Here is a 17,522-nt window from a genome sequence, read left to right as displayed (position 1 = left end):
ACTAAACTGTATTCTGCTGTGTAAGGTTTTAATTTGTTTCTATGTTCTCCCCTTTCTTCCCACTGGTATACACATCGGTGTACCGGAAACCGGGTCTGGGATAACCCGACATTCCAATCCAAACACTTCCCTTACCATCTTCTCAGTAATCACCAAATGAGGTTCGCCAACTGCAAAAATTTCACCTTCTTTCACTGCTACTAAATAATCAGCATAACGACAGGCGTGATTCAAATCGTGTAACACCATGACAATCGTTCGTTGCTGATTTTGGTTCAAATCATACAATAAATCTAAAACTTCTATTTGGTGCGCCAAATCTAAAAAAGTAGTTGGTTCATCTAACAATAAAATATCTGTATCTTGAGCTAATGCCATTGCAATCCAAGCACGTTGTCGCTGTCCACCGGAAAGAGTATCTAACTCGCGTTCTGCCAAATATTTAATTCCAGTAATTTCTAACGCTAGTTCTACTAATTTTCCATCTTCTTTTGTCCACTGCTGCAACCAATTTTGATAAGGAAACCTTCCACAAGCTACCAAATCTCGAACGGTTAATCCTTCTGGTGGAACGGGGCCTTGGGTAAGAATTCCTAATTTTTTAGCAACATCTTTTGTTGATAGCTTAAATAAATCTGTTGTATCTAAATAAATTGTGCCAACACGAGGTTTTAATAATCTTGCTAAACCCCGTAATAAAGTGGATTTTCCAGAACCATTTGCACCAACTAAAGCAGTTATTTTTCCTGGTGGTATATTTAAATCTAAATCCTTAATAATAGTTATATTATCATAACCCAAAGTCAAATTCTTTGCTGACAGTTGGTAATGTAAATTATCGCTCGATAATGACATTGACATAATTAAACTTAAGAGAATCTTTGAGAATTTTGTAAGTATGTAATATCATATCTACTTGATGACTTAATTAAACCCAAAGAACCCCACCCCACGAAATCAGCGCTTTGCTTCCCCCTTCCCGCAGGTAGATCGGGGATTAAAAGGAGCCAGCGCAGTCATGGCATGAGCAACTGGCGCGTAGGGTGCAAGTACTATGAGAATCATAACTAATTACCTTGCCAATATAGAACAATACTAATTATTACAGCAAAAACTGCACCTCCATTCACCCCCAAAATACCAAGATCGGCCAATGGATTACGAGTTACACCCTGCATAATTGCACCAGAGTAGACATTGCTGCACCCACCAATATTACCAAAAGCGATCGCGTGGGTTTGTATTTAGCATTAACATAATTAGAATTTGCTATTTGATGCGATCGCTAATTTCAGTCTGAAGAATCTGTGCTTCATCATTATTCAGTTGTTTGTCTTCTGACAACGCTGGTAAAGAAATACTAACAAGCGTTATCAAAAGAACAATCTTCAAACTGTACAGGCAGGCTTTTGATGCATAACTCATGGTTAGCGCAGTTCTCAAAAAGTTTTGCGTTCCTCCAAATGTGCTAGTACATCTTTCCGAGTTCGCCAAACAGAACGCAATTGCTTGCGAGAAAACAGTGGTAGTTGGTCAGTAATGTGGGGTGAACCGGGTTGAGTAGCGTTACCGTAGCTGATGAGAGCCATTGCTTTTACTGGTTGCGAAAACTCAATGGTTGCAACATAACTATCACCAGCAACAGCTTGAAAGCGTTCATCGCTAGCTGGAGCAAAATTGAGGACGCGGAATATTCCTAGATCCCCATCGCCACCATTGGCAGGTAAATCTAAGTTTCCGCTACGCACTCGGAAAACTTCACCCCAAGCAACATCTAGCTTTCCATAAGCTTTTTCGACTTTTGTTGCTGCTATTTGTAGCGCTTTCGCCGCACTTTCTGGGTTTTTTAAACCATCGGGTGTGGTGCGCGGCGAGTTCTCACTCCAAGGAATACTGAAGGTTTGGTTTTTATCCATTTCTTGCCACCAAAAAGAAAACAATACCGCGCCTCGACTATCAGCATCAGCATTGCGATTCCAAGCAGCTAAAATATCAGCAGCACGACGGGCTAATTCATCGCCATATTTTTGAGCTGCGGGAATTAAATCATCGAGGATGCGTTCTGCAAGTTCCATTTTGGTGGAATGTTTGTACTTAATCATTTCCGCAAAAGAAATTTTTGGATCTTCAGCCAGCATTTTTGCAGAACTTTGTGCCCGGAAAGACATCTCTCCTCGTGGAGCCATATAAGCAGGGTAATCATCTGCTTTGATGACAGCGGGGAAAGTCGTTGTCCAAGGTGGATCGTTAGCATTTTGCAACCAACCGCTAGGCGGGTCAATTACACGCGGTAAATCTTTGTATGGATGCATTTTTGTCCACAAAGTCTTAGATGTGTCGCCAGGAATTAAACCTTCCCAGTATTGAAAGTTTCCCTGTTGACGAATCGGCACCAGACCGTTAAATAAGTGCATGATATGTCCGGCTCGGTCTGCATACATGACAGTAAACATCGGTAGTTGCAAGCGTTTCAATACCTTTTGAAATTGGGTTAAGTTTTGGGAACGCGCCATATCCCACCACTGTTCCAACACACCGGGACGGTCTGTACCGACAACCCGCAGTGCCACAGCAAACCCATCTTTTTCTTGAACGATTGCACCGTGGACGGAATTTTTGACTAATAATGGTTGTTCGACTAACGAGCCATTTTTTTGCTTAACTTTTAACAAAAACTTTGATGTTGTAAAAGGACGGACTTTGCCATCAAAAAGATAACCATCATCAGCTAATTTCAACTTATATATATCCCAACCATCATGAGTATTGACGGTATGAGTCCAACCCAAATAATCGTTAAAAGCGATCGCTAAAACTGGAATTCCCACCAGCGCTGCTCCAGAAGCATTCATTCCTGGGGCAGTAATTTGGGCTTCGTACCAGACAAATAAATCCGACCAGAACAAGTGGGGATTTGCCAGCAACATCGCCTTGCCACTGGCAGAATGTTTAGGTGCGATCGCCCAACCGTTAGAACCAGCTTCCGATTGAGTATGAGTAATACCTGCTACCTGTTCTTGGTTGACGACAAAAGTAAAATTCAGCACTCTTTGCAAATGTGCCAACACATCCTCTGGTTTTACAGGTAATACTATTTTTACTTGCTCGTCAATTAAATCAGGATGGGCTTTGGCATAAGTATTTATCCCACTGGCAAAGGCATTTATATAACTACGGAAAGCTGGACTTTGTGCCTGATACCAAGAATTAGCACGATCGGATGCTCCCATCGTCAGTACCCATTTATCAGATTCTAAATACTCTTCTCCCCAGTATTCGGCTGCTTTTCCCCTAGCTTGACCATAGAGGCGCAACAGCAAGTTAGCGTGACTCTGCATTTGTGCCCAACCAAATGCAGAGAAAGCGCTTGGAGCATCTTTACCATATATATGCGGTATGCCGTAAGTATCCCATAATATCTCTGTAGTTTTGGGTGCGATCGCAAAACTGTTATTTGCCAAAACTACAACTAAAATGGCACTGAGGATAAAAGCTAAAAATCTAGAAAATTTTCTTTTTAGTATTGACCGATCGAATTGCCACAAATAAATTCCAATATTCAACATGATGGTTCGATTAAATTAATTTGACTGGAAAAATTTAGTGATTTTTGTCTGTATTTCGTAATAAACAGACATTAAATCCATACTCACTAGCAACATACATAAAGAGGCATCCCAGCACCTTTGTTTATGCCACCATAAGTTGATAAAAATTCCATACTACTAGCGTGGAAATAATGCTTTTGAAGTAGCATCAATCCCACAGATGCCGAATAGACGAGCGATTGTATATTATTAATAATGCTTAACACTAGTTCTAGAAATTCTCAAAAGCTATCTGCGAGTGATTTGCATCTAATTCTAGTGCTATTAGGAGACATTATCATAAAGCTTACACCTGAGCAAGCATTTATTAAAACTTCTGAATTTTATAAATCTGACTAATGTTGTGCGATAAATCCTTATACATAAGTCATATATAAGTCTTGTTAAGGTATTGGCATAGCAGCAACTAAGTTTTTTAAATTAAATTAAGTTTTGCCATCTATCTTTTGATATATTTTTGTGATATTTTTTTGAGTAAAAGACAATAATAGTTTTTAATTAAAAATTACTTGCTATCTTAACTAAGTTGCTTTAAAATTCTAAGAATAATTGCAAATTAGTAGCAATAGTAGCGATCGGTGTCAAACACAAGCAGCGACTCTAAATTATCGAGAGTTAGATCGATATATTAGAACGATCGCCGTTTTAGTGGAAGATGACCAAATCCCTCATAACTACTACACAGTAGTTATGAGGGATTTACAATATGTTCTTTTCCAAAAGGTAAAAAAAGGGCTGTTCTTTCTAGCTAATTGCTTTCTTTTTCTTCAGCCATATTCCTAATAAACCAGCAGTAACAACTATTCCTCCAATAGTTGATGGCTCAGACACAGGTTTTACACTTACATTATCCAAGTATAAGAATCCATATTTATCCCAAGACCCAAACTTTAACTCTGTGGATGACGCATCTGCCGTGAAATTGAACTTATATTGCGTGTATGGTTGAAAAGAAATGTCTTTTTGATCGAAAAGCTTATTTCCACCTACAAATGTCTGAAATTGATTATCAAGGTCAGGGGCCTCATCTATAGATGCTAAATAGTAACTAAGTTCGTATTGCTGACCGGGTTGTGTAGAAAGTGTCTGTGATATGTAGCTGAGGTCTATAAATCCACTAAGTGATAAACCCTGATTACCACTACCATGCTGAGGAAAATTGCTTATTTTTATCCCTGATACATCCATCGGATCGCCAGACTTAGTCCAGTCTGTAATATTCGGATTTGTGGCGTTGGGATTGTTAGGATCTACGAGAGGATCGAGTTCAAAGCTTCCGTTTTTAACAAGTTCTGCTGCTTGTGCTGCTGTATTATAAATATTAGCGATCGCAGCAGTACTAATTAAGGTAGTAGTAAAACTAAAAACAATAATTGAGAGTTTTTTAGTTAAATTCATGAAACTTGACTCCAAATAATTTTAAATGTTGACAATGAAAACAAGTTGATAGTTACATCCATGCTGGCTTTCAGTAGTGTCAATCAAAAGAGACCTCTTGCAAAAGTTACTTTTGCACTCTCGTAGGTAAAGGGTGCATGTTTGCATGTTAAAGGTTTTTTGTTATTCCTTTCCCCCTTACCCTTTACCCTTTCTCCAACAAATGCCAAGAAGTCTAATGAACACTTTCTTCTGGTTTCTAAGAGTTAGTTATAGATGTAGAGCGTAATTCATACACCAAGGCAATTTTTCTCAATAAACCCATAATGGAGTTTTTAAATCAGATGAATTTTAGTGGAATTATTGACACTATTGAGCCAGACATTACTTAGGCTTCTACTTGTGGTTTATCGATCTCCATAGTTTTTTCCTTGATGTTTAGGTATAGCTTTGACACTCACATCATCCAAATATAAAAACGCATACTTGGCTTGGGAGCCAAATTTTATTTCGGTTGATCTTCCTTTTGCTCTAAAATTTAACGTATATTGTGTGTAGGATTGGTAAGGAGTATCTTTTTGAACATAAACCTTTTTATCACCTACAAAAACCTGAAATTTGTTATTCAGATCGGGTGCTTCTTCTGTCGATCCAAGATAGTAAGTAAGTTTGTAGCGTTGCCCAGGAAATGTAGGGATAGTCTGCGATATGTAGCTAATGGCTGAAAATCCACCAAGAGATAATCCTTGCTTACCAGTATTAGGAAAATTGTCAATTTTAGTACCTGATGTATCTATTGGATTACCAGATTTAACCCATCCTGTAACATTAGGATTTGTAGTTTCGGGATTATTAGGATCTATCAGAGAGTCGTATTCAAATCCCCCATTGATAATCAGTTCTTGTCTTTCAGCTTGTGCTGCTGACTTATAAGTATTAGTAATCACAGCAGTATGAAGGAAAGCAGTAGTCAAACTACAAACAATAATTGAGAGTTTTTTAGTGAACTTCACAAGACATAACTCCAAATAGTTCAAAATTCACGACAACGAGTACTTGATTGATTTACTTTCTGGTGATTAAGGCAGGATAAACCCGTAAGTATTTTTGAAGATATTCTGAGCTGTACTACCACTTAAGTAGTTAGAAAAACTCTGTGCCGTCGTTAAAACTTTAGTTCTGGTGAGTATACTCAGTGGATAAACAATCGAATCGCTTTCTGTTGTGAGGGCAGTTTGTACTACTCTTACCTTGTTAGAAATAGCCGCATCAGTTTTGTAAACAACACCTGCGTTGATAGTTTTATTTACACCTCCAACTAAAAGAGTTTTATTTTCAACAGCAGTTAAAACGTTACGCACATTACTAGCACGGTATAATTTAGGACTGAGAGTGCTGAAAATACCTCGGCTAGTGAGAACTTGTTTGGCATAATTTCCTGCTGGCACAACTGGAGGAGTACCTGTGTAGTCACCTATGGCAATACCAGTAATGTTGGCATTGGTCAAACCATTGAAGCTAGTAATAGCAGCACTACCAACACTAACGGGAGGTGTGGTAGGGGCAATCAAAACTAGACGGTTTTTGACAACGTTTTTGCGGCTACCTGCAATCAATTTACTTGGGGTTGAATTCTGCAATACATCTATTTGGCTGTTAGCAGCAGAAATGAAAATATCAGCTGGTGCTCCTGCTTGTATTTGACTTAGTAAAGTACCAGAAGCACCAAACGTATAAACAACGTTGACGCCTGGGTTAGCATTTTGGTACTGAGTCTTAATGGCATTCAGCGCGTTTGTTAAGCTGACAGCTGCATACACGTTCAGTGTCGTTACAGAACTTGCTGGTGATAAATTAACGAACTGCAAGCCGATTACCAGCATCATGCTGCTAACTGCTGTAGCAATCCAAGCAATAAGTCTTCTTCTGTTCATGAAAGTTATAGTTTGGAGAAAATATTACCTAAAAGTCTCATTGTTCACATACCTGACTTACGCACAGGCAACAGAAATACCAACCACACAGAAGGTAGAGGATATAGATAAATGGGAATTAGAGAAGGTTTTGGCGTAAATCTTACGCATCATAAATTCTGGAAACGACAAACGGGCAATCATAATTGCTAAAAGCATTGGTATGATGGCCGTTTGTTATTTCCAAGTGGAATTAGACAAACAGCGAGTGAAATGTATTTAGTGATCAAATAATATCAGTTAAATATGCTTATTACCAACTTTTTTGGTTAGTGAATCCTGACAAAAAGCTAATGCAAGTCAATACTGCACGCTTTGTGCATTTTTAACTTGGCATTGGGTTTGGGGAAAAGGTTAAAGGGTAAAGGTTAAAGGTTTTTTCTTTCCCCTTCCCCTTTTCCCCTTAACCGACAAGTATTGTAATGCAAGTATATTTAAATTCTCTAAATAGCCCTTATCTGTAAAATTTTTATATCGTTCCTAAATATCTAAAGCTTGATTTATACCAACTAAATATTTTCAATCATCTATTTAACTAACTTTATTGGTATACGATCGCTGCTCTGACAATCTTTGGATGCGGTCTCTATCACTGTGTAAAAAAGAGCGATACCTGCGGCGGTAAACTACGCATCTAGCAGTACCCATAACTCATCCACCTGGAAAATGTACGTATAATTTGTTACTTAATATATAAATTTATATAAACTTTTATGATATCAATAACAAAAATGATTTGACATACGCCTAATGATAGATAGATTTTATTAACTCAATAGTTTAGATTTGTAACAAGTTACACAGAACTAGGTAAAACACATGGCCAACATAATTGACACTGCTACTAACAATGGTTCTTTCAACACACTAGTTGCAGCAATCCAAGCAGCTGGTCTGGTAGATACACTTCAAGGTGATGGACCATTTACCGTTTTTGCACCCACCGATGAAGCATTTAATAAGCTTCCAGCAGGTACAGTAGACGCATTACTTCAAGATATTCCCAAGCTCAAGAAAATCTTGACCTATCATGTTGTCTCAGGCAAAGTACTGGCTGCTGATGTAGTTAAACTGAAGTCAGCTAAAACAGTTGAAGGTTCAGATGTAAAAATTGACGCATCTAACGGCGTTAAGATCAATGATGCAACAGTTGCAACAGCAGATGTTGCTGCTGATAACGGTGTCATCCACGTCATTGACACAGTTTTGATTCCTGCATAACCCAACGTCAGAATAGCGAATGCTATTTTTCGGGTGACGACTACCTATAGTGATTTCTTCATGACAATCTGGTTGAATGTTTTTTAGTAAACATCAACTACCAACAAATCCATCTAGATACTGTCTAGATGGATTTATTGTTTTATGCGTGTAGAAACTTTGCAATTGCTAGTCTCTCTTAATTAAATGCAATCAAATTTTTAGTTTTGCTAAACCCAAATAACGGATACCTTCGGGGGAAATTTCAAAACGACAAGGTAAAACTTCTAAACCAAGAGCGATCGCATCCCGCAATAATTTACCATATATAGGATCTGTGCGATCACCAGGGGAGAATTCGATACAATCACCGCGATTGATAAAGTAAAGCATCACCGCACGAGTCAAAGGTAACAGCGCCATCAGTTCTCGCAAGTGTTTTTGTCCTCTTGTAGTCTCCGTGTCAGGAAATAAAGCTAATCTCCCTTCAGACAAAGTTGTATTTTTCACTTCTAAATAAATCGGGCGTTCCTTATCACTTCCCGTCAAGAAAAAATCTACTCGACTTTTTTTATCTAGCCCATAAACCACCTCGCCCTTGATTTGGCTGTAGTCGCCCAATTCTGGAAAAAGATGTTTCGCCAAAGCTAGCTTTACCACCCGATTGGGCAAAAAAGTATTTATGCCTACCCAAGTCGGCTCATTATCATGTACCTGAATTAGTTCTAGAGTGTAAGCCAATTTGCGGTTAAGATTATCGCTTTTGGAAAGCTGTACTGCACTTAGAGGTGTCGATACTCCAATCATTGGCCCTGTATTAGGACAGTGTGCTGTCACTATTTCGCCAGAAGTCAGTTGAACGTCAGCAAAAAACCGCTTGTAACGCTTGAGTAAAATACCGGGATACAAAGGCGGGTACTTATAAAGCCAATCTATCATTATGGAACCTTGTTGCTGTTTGTAAATATACGTCGATTCTTTGCCCACCGAACCCATATCTGCAAATCTTTTCAGCAGCTACTCTGCCCTGCGACAGCATTTGAGTAACTTTGTATATCATGTATTGTCAATTTTTGTAGTCAAATTGACAACATAGTAATAAAAAGTAGCATATACTAAGTATTACAAGCCTCCCATAAAAATCTGGGAGAATTTCAATGTGCAAGGAGGTAAATCCTATGCAAAAAGTGTGGACAGCAACGGAATTAGAATATGCTTTTCTGTTTACTCTCAGAAAGGTAAATTCTATCAATCTAGAAGGTTTTAAGGCATTTTTTAGTAATATGCCTATTGACCCTTATATCAAAGGCACTTATCGTTCCAGAAGATTATCTCGGTTTACAGTTTATGGAAATCAATTAATCAAATTACCTCATGGCTACCTCTTTCAAAGTAAAGAGTATAATCCATTAGTGGGTGACATAAAAAGAGAGTTTGCAGAATTAGAAGATGCACTTATAGAACTTGATATTTTTAAGAATCTTGTCTTAGCATTCAGTGATTCTTGTAAACTTCATCCTGAAGCTGAAATCGGAGTTCATCAAATTAGAACTATTTGTTCGGCAGATAATTTGGGTAATCCAGCACCTGAAGGTATCCATCAAGATGGTACTGATTTTATCGGTATATTTTCAGTAGATAGAGATAACATTCAAGGTGGAGAAACACATCTATATACTGACAAAAAACAAAAGCCCGTGTTTAGCAAAGTTCTAAATCCGGGAGAACTATTATTAGTCAACGATCGTGATTTTTTCCACTTTACCACTCCGATCAAACCACAGATTGATGCTCAAGGAAGTAGAGATGTTTTTGTGCTAACTTCTCCCAGCTTGCTTTCAGAATAATTTTAGTCAACCGTAAATATTTTACAATCTACGAGATATGGGGAATTGAATGTAGTCATTTCCCCAGCTTTTTTATTTGGAATTGGAAATAATCGTGCTGATAGTGGTTTATCTAATTTGATGGCTAAAGTTGCCATATCAATTAATAAAGCTGTAATTTTTTCTATTGTGATATCACCTGGAATCGGAACTGTATCCAGTCCACAGCCACAAACTGCTGAATATAATAATAAATTTGTAATATTATATGTTTGCTCATTAGCTCTGGTAGCTAGTCCAACATCTTCACAAACTGGAAGCATCAGTCCAGAATAACCACAGATTTTTACTGATAGATTTTTCAATACGCGAGTCAGCATCCCAGAAATTGCCAGAGTTCCCGAATGCCCAAACTTGCCATTAATCAATTTTTCATAAGCAAAAGCAATACTATTTTCTTTATCTAAAGATGGAGCTATAGATGTATCAATTCCTCTATATATAACGGCAAATTTATCGGAGATTTTTTCAGCAATAACTGCGATTTTATTTAATTCTAATTCTAAAAGTAATTGCAGGTTTTGCTCTGCTGTAGTCATATTGTTGGCTTGTGAAAATGCTTGCATTACCAAATCGCCTAACTCTAAACCTAGAGCAAAAGATGTATTGCCTGTATGATATGCCGTAGGAAAAAATGGGATATCTGGCTGGCAGTTTGCCCATGCACAAAAATGAAAATTACCATAGCCATTTTCACTTTCTTGGGAAATACGTTTAATAACTTTGGCAGATTCCTTAGCATTCTCAAAAATTATACCGTTTTCTCTGTCCCCAATTTTGCTAGAGCAATAAATAATTGATGTATTTTTATTGATATCTGGAATTATATCTATAGTCTCCGATTTGCTGGCATAACCAATATTGAAAAAGCTGATATTCAAACTTTGACAAAGTTGTTCGAGAGCTTGAATTTCATTAATAATTTCGATTTTAGATAAGCCTTGCAGATATTCTTCCCAGCTATTAGTAGCAATTCTAGTTGTTTGGACTTCATATCCTTGTTTTTCAAACAAAATCTGTACCTGCTGATTAAACTCAGCAGCTTGCTTAATTTTTTCCTGATATTGCAGAGATTGAATTGATATACCTGTTGTAATAGTTCTAATTTTCATTAGTATAAATAATTAGCGAGCTTTTAATTAAACTTAACTCTAGAATCTGGACGTGTACAATATTCTATTGGATAAATTCCATTTATAACAACTTAGGATAGCGTGTTGTTTTTATTTCAGAAAAAATATGAAATATACTTAAAATATGAAGATGAGTGCATAGGTTAGGCTACAAAAGAAGTCTGCTGGAATTCAATGAACTGAATCAACCAAACAAATGCCATGAATGACGAATTCTACAATAGGGGATTGGAAAAGGCTAGGCGAAAAGACTACGCGGGAGCAATTGAGGAATTTAACCATGCTTTACAACTGACACCTTACTTTAGCGAAGCTTATTTACAACGGGGTTTAGCACATTATGACTCAGGAGCAATCCTGAAAGCTGTTTCAGATTATACCGAAGCCCTGAAGCTGAATCCTGAGAGTGTGGAGGCATATTATTGTCGGGGATTGGCTAGGGTAGCGCTGAAAAATTTACCGGGGGCGCTAGATGATGTAGAACGCGCAATTCGTCTCAATCTCAATTATGCTGCTGCTTATAATCTGCGGGGAATGGTGCGGCGCAAACAGGGTTATATTCAAGATGCGATCGCTAACTTTAAAAAAGCTGCTGGGTTATATCTAGAGCAACAGGATAAAGAGAATTGTCGTCTTTGTCTAGAACGAATTAAACAGCTACAACCTAAAGAATTACCTGTCCTTGAGGAATCGCGTGCCACTAATGCGCCGATTTTATCTACCAATGATTATTTCACACAATTATTAGAAAAAGCTGAAAAGGGAGATACTCAAGAAGCAATAGCCGATTTAAACTGGGTATTAAAAGCCGATCCGCAAGATGCCCAAGCTTACTGCTGTCGTGGGGTTGTGCGTTGTAAAATGGGAAATTATCGAGAAGCGATCGCAGATTTTAATCAAGCATTACGACTAAATTTTCAAGATGCCATTGTCTATCGCAACCGAGGTAAAGCCCGTTCTCTCTTAGGAGATCATCAAGGTGCGATCGCGGATCTTAACCAAGCAGTCCAGATGCAACCCGAAGATGGCTTAGTTTATATTGCCAGAGGTAATGTCTATCGGACAACGGGTAATTATCTCGGTGCAATTCAAGATTACACCCAAGCGCTGCAAATTAATTCTGATGATGCTCAAGCTTATTACAATCGCGGCATTGCTTATACTTGCTTAGAAGAAATACAAAACGCCGTGGAAGATTACCAACGGGCGGGGAGTATCTTTTGCGAACAAGAAGACTGGGAAAATTATCAACAAGTCTTAAATAGCCTCGAAAAAATCCAGAAATTTAGTCCAGAGTCAAAAAAGCAAAAATATCACCTGCTACGTCAGCGACTTTTACGAATGGTTGGAGGATATTGGGAAATTGCCGAACGATTGATTCAGCAAAACAAAGATTATTATCCTGGGATGTCAGACGAGTGGTATTTGCAAAAAGTGATTGATGATTTAGAACGCGATCGCAATAGATAAAATAAGCTAATCAGCATTCAAGTTGCATAATCAGGGCGGACAAGATGTCCACCCCACAAGATACTGAGAAAATTTTAATATACAAAATAGATGTGCTTTAGCTTATAAATGCCACAACAAACGTAAAATCACCCGTACATTATTTATACGGGTGAAAATGCGATCGCTTGTTATTTTCCAATGAAACTAAATGCAGTTTATATTTAGTACCGTCTCAAAGTTTAGTTAGAAGTGCGACTTTGACGGCGACGGCGCAATCCAAACATACTAACTGCTCCCACCGCAAACATTGATAGAGTAACAGATGGTTCAGGAACGGTAGCACCAATTAACGCTTTAACATTTGCCTCGCCGATATCAAGAACGACGACAACATCATTAAAGTCGCGATCGGAACCTTCGTTCCACTTACCTGTTGCAGAATCTACCCCTGAAGCGTATAAATTTCCGTATAAATCCTCAAATGCCAGGAGGATGTAGTTGTTGTAAGCATAAGCAACTGCGTGCTGTAGTCCGTCAGCGTTAGAGGCAGTGTCAGTACCAAAGATATTGGCAGAGTTGCCACGATTCAAACCATCAGCTCTCAACCATAAATCTAGTTGAGTACCTGCGGTAACATTACCAACTTTGACCCCATCACCTAGTTTTAGTGCGTTACCGCCCCAGCCGCCAACACATCCATCTCCTTCACAAGAAATATCATTAAAAAGTAGCCCAGATTTGTTAGTAGTTCCTGTAGCTTCAAAGGCTAACTGGTTTCTATAACCTGCGCCCTCATTAATAAAGTAAACAGAAACATCGTGGTCGTATTTTAAATTTAATTTACTGGGGTCTAATTTAAATTGTCCGCTGTTTGGAAGAGCAACACTTTCTGCTTGGACAAATTGCTGAAAAGGAGTGTCGTTAAAACCAGTTTGAGACTTATTGTATACAGTTGGTTGAGTCCATGAACTATTCCAATTAAAATCAGCAGCAGATGCAATTTCTACTTTGGAAATTAATCCGGTTAATGTAGCTGTAGCGGCAATCAAAGCAGTGAATAAATTAAGTTTCATATTATGAGCCATTAAGTAGGAAAGACAATTTAGATAATGCTTTTTGAGCAGCTATCTCTCTTCAGTTGTCTCTTACTTCTAACAGCTAGACTTCAGCAACGTCAATCTGTCTATTTACTTTTGCTAGTATATTTAAATAGCGCTTTATCTAAAGTATTTTTACTGAAAAAATAGATTTTTTATCTAGGATGACACTGTTATCAACACTTAGTAGTTAAACTTATGCATGATTAAAATTTAATGAAGAATATATACTTTTTATGAAAATCAGATATGCAATTTCTATAGTGAAAAGCTAAAAGCTTAATCTATAGGCATTTTCATTTAAATGAGGTAGATAAGTAATGGTGTTCCGTCATCCGTATCAACGAAGCTAAGGCTTAGTTAATACGCTGCTATAAAAATAGAGATGATCTCCGTACTTACGTTGGGAAACGTAGTAATCTATCAAATCAATGAAACCTGGGTAAATAAGTTTGGTCTTTGTTTTAAGCGCTAAAGTGTTTACTACGTACTACGCTTTAGTTGACTTGATTAACTAGTAGTCTGTCAAAATCGACTTCGGTATCGTCAGAATCTAGAAGTTATGCCGACGATGGGAGACAATTTAAGGGGGTTTTACCTTAAAATGGCAGTCTTTGATTAGACTTGATGAATATCTTTTAAGGTTAAAATAATCAAGCTTTTCCAGAGCTACATTCCCCTTTCACAGATAAAATCTATATATGAACGCTACACAAGAAAAACTAAAAGCTCTCTTAGAGCAGGCTTTAATCGCGGCTTTTGGCGCTGACTTTGCTGGAGTAGATCCAATTTTGGTTACTGCTAGCAATCCTAAATTTGGCGATTATCAGGCTAATGTGGCTTTATCCCTGAGTAAAAAGTTAGGATTGCAACCAAGAGCGATCGCAGGTGCGATCGTTGGTAAATTAGATATATCCGAAATCTGCGAACCCCCGGAAATCGCTGGCCCAGGATTTATCAATCTCAAACTGAAAACAGCATACTTAGAAGCACAATTAAACGCGATTCAAGCAGATCCCAGACTGGGAGTTCCAGCCGCGAAAACGCCGAAACGGGAAATTGTGGATTTTTCTAGTCCCAATATTGCCAAAGAAATGCACGTCGGACACTTGCGTTCGACGATTATTGGTGATTCCATCGCCCGGATTTTAGAATTTCTTGGACACGATGTACTGCGGTTAAATCATGTCGGTGATTGGGGTACGCAGTTTGGGATGTTAATCGCCTATCTGCGCGAAGTTTACCCAGACGCTCTTACCACCGCGAATGCTTTAGATATTGGTGATTTAGTCTCTTTTTATCGCAAAGCTAAACTGCGGTTTGATGCCGATGAAGCTTTTCAAGAAACAGCACGCCAAGAAGTTGTCAGATTACAAGCAGGTGCAGAAGATACACTCCATGCTTGGAAACTTTTGTGCGAACAATCACGGCGGGAGTTTCAAGTAATTTATGAGTTATTGGATATCAAGTTAACTGAACGAGGCGAATCTTTCTACAATCCCTTGCTACCAGGAGTTGTGGAAGATTTAGAAAAATCTGGGTTACTTGTAGAAAACCAAGGGGCAAAATGTGTTTTCTTGGAAGGGTTTACAAATAGAGAAGGTGAACCTTTGCCCTTAATTGTGCAGAAATCAGATGGTGGTTATAACTACGCCACAACAGATTTAGCATCTCTCCGTTACCGGATTCAGCAGGATCGAGCAAAGCGGATAATTTATGTCACAGATGCTGGACAAGGAAACCACTTTGCTCAATTTTTCCAAGTAGCACGCAAAGCCGGATGGATTCCTGATGATGTGGAATTAGTGCATGTTCCCTTTGGGTTGGTGTTAGGAGAAGATGGTAAAAGAATCCAAACTCGTTTTGGGGACAGTGTGCGTTTGCGGGATTTATTAGATGAAGCTGTTTCTCGTGCCCATGCTGACTTAAACACTAGATTACAAGAAGAAGAACGCCAAGAAAGTGAAGATTTCATTAATGAAGTTGCTAGAGTAGTTGGAATCAGCGCAGTTAAGTATGCAGACTTAAGCCAAAATCGCACCAGTAACTACATTTTTAGCTACGACAAAATGCTGGATTTTAAAGGTAACACTGCGCCCTATATGTTGTACGCTTATGCGCGGATTCAAGGGATTAGCCGCAAGGGTGATATTAACTTTAAAGAGTTGGAAAATAATGCTGTTTTGTTAGAGCATGAAACAGAATTAGCGCTGGCAAAATATTTACTTCAACTGGATGAAATTATTAGTAGTGTAGAGCAAGACTTGCTTCCCAATCGTTTATGTGAGTATTTGTACGAACTGAGTAAAAAGTTTAATCAGTTTTACGATCGCAATCAGGGAGTTCAGGTGTTAGAGGCACAGGAACCGCAGCGCACATCCCGTTTAGTTTTATGTGATTTGACTGCTAGAACTCTGAAGCTGGGATTATCTTTGTTGGGAATTCAGGTATTGGAGAGGATGTAATATTTTTTTTAACGCAAAGTTACGCTGAGGTAGCGCAAAGGTACGCAGAGTAAAAGTTAAGTTAAAGCTTCTTTGTGTACTTTGCGGTTTTTTAATTAGAATTGCTGGACTGGAGGCGATCGCTTATGGTACGGACACCATCTAAAAACATAACTTTGGCAGAGTTTCTAATGTTACCAGAAACGAAGCCCGCTAATGAATACATCGATGGCCAAATTATTCAAAAACCAATGGCACAGGGAGAACATAGCACTATTCAAGGTGAATTGATTATTTTTATTAATGCTATATTGAAACCCCAAAAAGTTGCACGAGCACATCCAGAACTGCGGTGTACTTTTGGTGGCAGATCAATTGTCCCGGATGTAGCGGTATTTACCTGGGAGAGAATACCTCGCAAAGAAAATGGCAGGGTAGCAAATTTATTTTCAGCCGCTCCCGATTGGACTATCGAGATTCTATCACCTGACCAAAGACAAACGAAAGTCACAAAAAATATCTTGCATTGCCTGAATTTTGAAACACAAATGGGTTGGCTGATCGATCCAGAAGAACAAACGGTATTTGTCTACATCCGCAATCAACAACCACTTATGTTGGATGAACTAGAAGCTTTACTTCCTGTGCCAGATTTTGCAAGTGAGTTGAGGCTAACGGTGGGAGATTTATTTGGTTGGCTGGTGGAGTAAACCCAATCATGTCAAACCTTGACAGCCTGAGTAAGGAAATACAGCAAATACAACAGGTTTTATGGATAGGAATCGGTTGTAAACGGGGAACATCATGGGAGTTGATCGATCTGGCAATTGAGCAAGTCTTTCGAGAAAATCAACTTTTTCCAGGTGCGATCGCAGGTATTGCTACCATTGATACTAAAGCCTCAGAAGTTGGCTTAGTCAAACTTTGTCGCCTCCGCAATTTGCCCCTAAAAACCTTTTCTGCGGAAATACTTCGCTCTGTCTGTGTCCCCAACCCTGCCACAATTATCGACGATAAAGTAGGTACACCTAGCGTAGCAGAGGCAGCTGCTATTCTTGCAGCTTCTCAACTCACATCTTTGACTGTTTTCCCCTTTACAAACATAGAAGAATTGCGAGTGAAGTTTTTAGTTCCTAAACAAATTTTCCAAATGCAAGGGCAACCAGGAGCGGTAACTCTTGCTGTTGCCCAAGCTTTAAATATTATTAGTATTATAGCAACCGCCAAGGCGGTTAAGCCGCTGTGTGAAGCACAGCTTCCATCGCATCTCTCAGACAGCCAAATTGAATTATTTGCTTACGAATTCGGCTTTTTAACCATGACCAACATCGCTCAATTTTGTTAAGCTCGGG

14 protein-coding genes and 2 pseudogenes are annotated in these 17,522 nt (G+C 38.6%); 6 read left to right on the top strand and 10 right to left on the bottom strand.

Annotation, left to right across the window (positions count from 1 at the left end; translation table 11 throughout):
• Positions 1-39 precede the first annotated feature (39 nt).
• From RMY32_RS28650 to modA, 6 genes are all read right to left on the bottom strand, one after another.
• Positions 40-861 carry an ABC transporter ATP-binding protein gene (locus RMY32_RS28650; RefSeq protein ID WP_409884215.1) on the bottom strand — a complete coding sequence of 274 codons (822 nt, stop codon included), beginning with the start codon at positions 859-861 and terminating at the stop codon, positions 40-42.
• 206 nt (positions 862-1,067) lie between these two features.
• The gene (locus tag RMY32_RS28645; RefSeq protein ID WP_322712387.1) at positions 1,068-1,178 is read right to left on the bottom strand and encodes an iron chelate uptake ABC transporter family permease subunit; all 111 of its coding nucleotides are present in this window, start codon (positions 1,176-1,178) and stop codon (positions 1,068-1,070) included.
• 261 nt (positions 1,179-1,439) lie between these two features.
• Entirely contained in the window at positions 1,440-3,566 is a 2,127-nt protein-coding gene (locus RMY32_RS28640) for an acylase (protein ID WP_322712385.1), read from the bottom strand.
• Positions 3,567-4,352: 786 nt separating this feature from the next.
• A complete protein-coding gene (locus RMY32_RS28635; protein ID WP_322712383.1) occupies positions 4,353-5,006 on the bottom strand; it encodes a DUF642 domain-containing protein in 654 nt (217 codons plus the stop codon).
• Between the two features lie 386 nt (positions 5,007-5,392).
• Entirely contained in the window at positions 5,393-5,998 is a 606-nt protein-coding gene (locus tag RMY32_RS28630; protein WP_322712382.1) for a DUF642 domain-containing protein, read from the bottom strand.
• Between the two features lie 66 nt (positions 5,999-6,064).
• Entirely contained in the window at positions 6,065-6,919 is an 855-nt protein-coding gene (gene modA / locus RMY32_RS28625) for a molybdate ABC transporter substrate-binding protein (RefSeq protein ID WP_322712381.1), read from the bottom strand.
• Positions 6,920-7,777: 858 nt separating this feature from the next.
• Between modA and RMY32_RS28620 the strand changes: the two genes are divergently transcribed.
• Positions 7,778-8,179 carry a fasciclin domain-containing protein gene (locus RMY32_RS28620; protein ID WP_322712379.1) on the top strand — a complete coding sequence of 134 codons (402 nt, stop codon included), beginning with the start codon at positions 7,778-7,780 and terminating at the stop codon, positions 8,177-8,179.
• A 192-nt stretch (positions 8,180-8,371) separates the two neighbouring features.
• On the opposite strand, the gene sfsA is transcribed toward RMY32_RS28620, so the two are convergent.
• A complete protein-coding gene (sfsA, locus tag RMY32_RS28615; RefSeq protein ID WP_322712377.1) occupies positions 8,372-9,097 on the bottom strand; it encodes a DNA/RNA nuclease SfsA in 726 nt (241 codons plus the stop codon).
• Positions 9,098-9,336: 239 nt separating this feature from the next.
• Between sfsA and RMY32_RS28610 the strand changes: the two genes are divergently transcribed.
• Positions 9,337-10,005: a 2OG-Fe dioxygenase family protein gene (locus RMY32_RS28610; RefSeq protein ID WP_322712376.1), complete on the top strand. Its 669-nt coding sequence runs from the start codon at positions 9,337-9,339 to the stop codon at positions 10,003-10,005.
• 2 nt (positions 10,006-10,007) lie between these two features.
• Here the strand turns inward: RMY32_RS28610 and RMY32_RS28605 are convergent, their stop codons facing one another.
• Positions 10,008-11,156: a DUF711 family protein gene (locus RMY32_RS28605; RefSeq protein WP_322712375.1), complete on the bottom strand. Its 1,149-nt coding sequence runs from the start codon at positions 11,154-11,156 to the stop codon at positions 10,008-10,010.
• A gap of 222 nt (positions 11,157-11,378) precedes the next feature.
• Here RMY32_RS28605 and RMY32_RS28600 point away from each other — a divergent pair, with 222 nt between their 5' ends.
• Entirely contained in the window at positions 11,379-12,647 is a 1,269-nt protein-coding gene (locus RMY32_RS28600; protein WP_322712373.1) for a tetratricopeptide repeat protein, read from the top strand.
• Between the two features lie 221 nt (positions 12,648-12,868).
• On the opposite strand, the gene RMY32_RS28595 is transcribed toward RMY32_RS28600, so the two are convergent.
• A complete protein-coding gene (locus RMY32_RS28595; RefSeq protein ID WP_322712372.1) occupies positions 12,869-13,702 on the bottom strand; it encodes a DUF4114 domain-containing protein in 834 nt (277 codons plus the stop codon).
• Positions 13,703-14,427: 725 nt separating this feature from the next.
• Here RMY32_RS28595 and argS point away from each other — a divergent pair.
• From argS to RMY32_RS28580, 3 genes and pseudogenes are all read left to right on the top strand, one after another.
• Positions 14,428-16,191: an arginine--tRNA ligase gene (argS, locus tag RMY32_RS28590; RefSeq protein WP_322707380.1), complete on the top strand. Its 1,764-nt coding sequence runs from the start codon at positions 14,428-14,430 to the stop codon at positions 16,189-16,191.
• 125 nt (positions 16,192-16,316) lie between these two features.
• Positions 16,317-16,880 (top strand): Uma2 family endonuclease, encoded by a 564-nt coding sequence (locus RMY32_RS28585; protein ID WP_322712370.1) that lies wholly within the window; start codon positions 16,317-16,319, stop codon positions 16,878-16,880.
• 8 nt (positions 16,881-16,888) lie between these two features.
• A pseudogene (locus tag RMY32_RS28580) lies at positions 16,889-17,347 on the top strand (cobalamin biosynthesis protein); the annotation flags it as partial.
• A 55-nt stretch (positions 17,348-17,402) separates the two neighbouring features.
• On the opposite strand, the pseudogene RMY32_RS28575 reads toward RMY32_RS28580, so the two are convergent.
• Positions 17,403-17,522 (bottom strand): annotated as a pseudogene (locus tag RMY32_RS28575) (IS630 family transposase); the annotation flags it as partial.

The sequence above is a fragment of the Nostoc sp. ChiSLP03a genome, from assembly GCF_034531215.2.
In the GTDB taxonomy this organism is placed as follows: Bacteria; Cyanobacteriota; Cyanobacteriia; order Cyanobacteriales; family Nostocaceae; genus Nostoc.
This window is presented reverse-complemented; position numbering and strand designations above follow the sequence as displayed.

What these genes read in the sequence shown, in the direction of transcription:
- RMY32_RS28610 (WP_322712376.1), top strand. Translation starts at nt 9,337, where the DNA reads ATGCAAAAAGTGTGGACAGCAACGGAATTAGAATATGCTTTTCTGTTT.
- RMY32_RS28650 (WP_409884215.1), bottom strand. Translation starts at nt 861, where the DNA reads ATGTCAATGTCATTATCGAGCGATAATTTACATTACCAACTGTCAGCA.
- RMY32_RS28585 (WP_322712370.1), top strand. Translation starts at nt 16,317, where the DNA reads ATGGTACGGACACCATCTAAAAACATAACTTTGGCAGAGTTTCTAATG.
- RMY32_RS28635 (WP_322712383.1), bottom strand. Translation starts at nt 5,006, where the DNA reads ATGAATTTAACTAAAAAACTCTCAATTATTGTTTTTAGTTTTACTACT.
- sfsA (WP_322712377.1), bottom strand. Translation starts at nt 9,097, where the DNA reads ATGATAGATTGGCTTTATAAGTACCCGCCTTTGTATCCCGGTATTTTA.
- modA (WP_322712381.1), bottom strand. Translation starts at nt 6,919, where the DNA reads ATGAACAGAAGAAGACTTATTGCTTGGATTGCTACAGCAGTTAGCAGC.
- RMY32_RS28595 (WP_322712372.1), bottom strand. Translation starts at nt 13,702, where the DNA reads ATGAAACTTAATTTATTCACTGCTTTGATTGCCGCTACAGCTACATTA.
- argS (WP_322707380.1), top strand. Translation starts at nt 14,428, where the DNA reads ATGAACGCTACACAAGAAAAACTAAAAGCTCTCTTAGAGCAGGCTTTA.
- RMY32_RS28600 (WP_322712373.1), top strand. Translation starts at nt 11,379, where the DNA reads ATGAATGACGAATTCTACAATAGGGGATTGGAAAAGGCTAGGCGAAAA.
- RMY32_RS28640 (WP_322712385.1), bottom strand. Translation starts at nt 3,566, where the DNA reads ATGTTGAATATTGGAATTTATTTGTGGCAATTCGATCGGTCAATACTA.
- RMY32_RS28645 (WP_322712387.1), bottom strand. Translation starts at nt 1,178, where the DNA reads ATGCAGGGTGTAACTCGTAATCCATTGGCCGATCTTGGTATTTTGGGG.
- RMY32_RS28605 (WP_322712375.1), bottom strand. Translation starts at nt 11,156, where the DNA reads ATGAAAATTAGAACTATTACAACAGGTATATCAATTCAATCTCTGCAA.
- RMY32_RS28620 (WP_322712379.1), top strand. Translation starts at nt 7,778, where the DNA reads ATGGCCAACATAATTGACACTGCTACTAACAATGGTTCTTTCAACACA.